This is a genomic window from Aquiflexum sp., from assembly GCF_977115555.1.
In genome coordinates this window covers 1-1,857 of sequence record NZ_CDSBKL010000591.1, presented here as the reverse complement: position 1 = coordinate 1,857, position 1,857 = coordinate 1, and the positions used below count along the sequence as shown (strand labels likewise).

The 1,857-nt window shown below is 42.3% G+C and carries 1 protein-coding gene; it reads left to right on the top strand.

Features of this window, described 5'->3' with window-relative positions:
- Positions 1–1,626: FtsX-like permease family protein (locus ACZFYI_RS19875; RefSeq protein WP_462525859.1), on the top strand; the 1,626-nt coding region annotated here is incomplete at its 5' end.
- Between the last annotated feature and the right edge of the window lie 231 nt (positions 1,627–1,857).

Below are 1,857 nucleotides of genomic sequence, written 5' to 3'. Positions count from 1 at the left end.
CTGTTCCTTTGGCCACTGACAGATATCCATCTGTATTCCAACTTGGATTCTGAGATCGAGCCAAACGGCAACATCGATTATGTCTATATATACCTTGCTGTGGCACTTTTTATCCTGCTGATTGCCTGTATCAATTTCATGAACCTTTCCACTGCCCGCTCTTCACTTCGCTCGATGGAAGTGGGTTTGAGGAAAGTGATGGGGGCTGACAGGTCCGGTTTGGTCAGGCAGTTTATGGGAGAGTCTTTTGTTTTGGCCTTGATTTCATTGGTTTTTGCTGTAGTCATGGTGTATTTGTTCCTTCCTTTATTTGCAGATTTCACAGACAAGGTATTGAGTTTTAACCTGATCAGGCATCCCGAATACATTGTAGGATTATTGGGCTTGGTATTGTTTGTCGGCTTGATATCAGGAAGTTATCCAGCTTTGTTTTTGTCGGGCTTTACACCTTCAAAAGTATTGAAAGGAGTTTTTAAAGCAGGTTCAGGCCATAAGCGATTTAGAGCTGTGTTGGTGACAGGGCAGTTTGCGATATCGGTGATGTTGATTGTTGCCGTATTGGTAGTGATCAGGCAACTTGATTTTATGCAATCCAAAGACTTGGGTTTCAAGAAGGAGGATATTGTGGTTCTTCCCGCAAGTCCGTCAATTGTCCAAAATTATCTTCTGATCAAAGACCGGCTCGAAAACCATCCCGGAATTCAAGAAATAAGCATATCGAGCAGGGTTCCTTCCGACAGACTCCTTGATTCACAGGGAGCATCAGCTGAAGTCAACGGAGAACTGAGTCAATTAAATGTCAGGATAGCGGATATCCATGTGGGTCATAATTTTATCGATACTTATGGGATTCCGATCGTGGCAGGCCGAAACTTTGATTACCTGCAAGCATCGGACAGCACAGAAGCATTTGTGCTCAATGAAGCCGCAGTCAGGGCAATTGGATGGTCCAATTCGGAAGAGGCTGTTGGGAAGAAATTTAACTATGGGGGCAGAAATGGCTACATAACCGGTGTGATGAAGGATTTTCATTTTGAATCCCTGCATCAGCCTATTGTTCCGATGGTGTTTTTGATCACTGTTGACAGAAGCAATATGGTTAGTATCAAAATAGATGCAGACAAAAAAGAAGAAACTTTGGCCTATCTGAAAGAAGAATGGCAGCAATTGAGACCTAATTATCCTTTTGATCCGCTTTTTGTAGATGAGGGATTCAACAGACAATATGAAGCAGAAAACAAAGTCAAAACCATATTTACCTTCTTTGCAAGTCTTGCGGTCTTGATTTCCATCTTGGGATTATTGGGATTGACGACCTTCGAGACCGAGCAAAGGACCAGAGAAATTGGCATCCGGAAAGTCATGGGAGCAGAGACATTCAATATTGTCACTTTGCTGGGCAAGGATTTTATGAAACTGGTGCTTTTTGGATTCCTGATCGCTGTACCGATATCTTGGTACGGTATGTCCCAATGGTTGGATGATTTTGCTTTTAAGGTAGGGATTTCATGGTACATCTTTGTTGTTGCCGGATTGGTCGCGGGATTGATTGCCGCAGCGACAGTATCAGGACAGGCTATTAAGGCTGCCTTGGCTAATCCGGTAGATTCCATCAAAAATGAATAATACCTAAACCTAAGGTGGTTCAAGGGTTTAGATTTGAACCACTTCATGTCAAGTATGAAGACTTGAACAGGCGGATTAAAGGGAGGTTTTTTTTGAAAAATCAAAAGAATCCATGCAACCAATTCGAGTCAAATTGTATCTATTGAGGTAGAAACTTTTCCACCAAAACTACCGACATGATTAGAAACTACCTCAAAATCGCATTTAGGAACTTCAAACGGAATAAGGGCT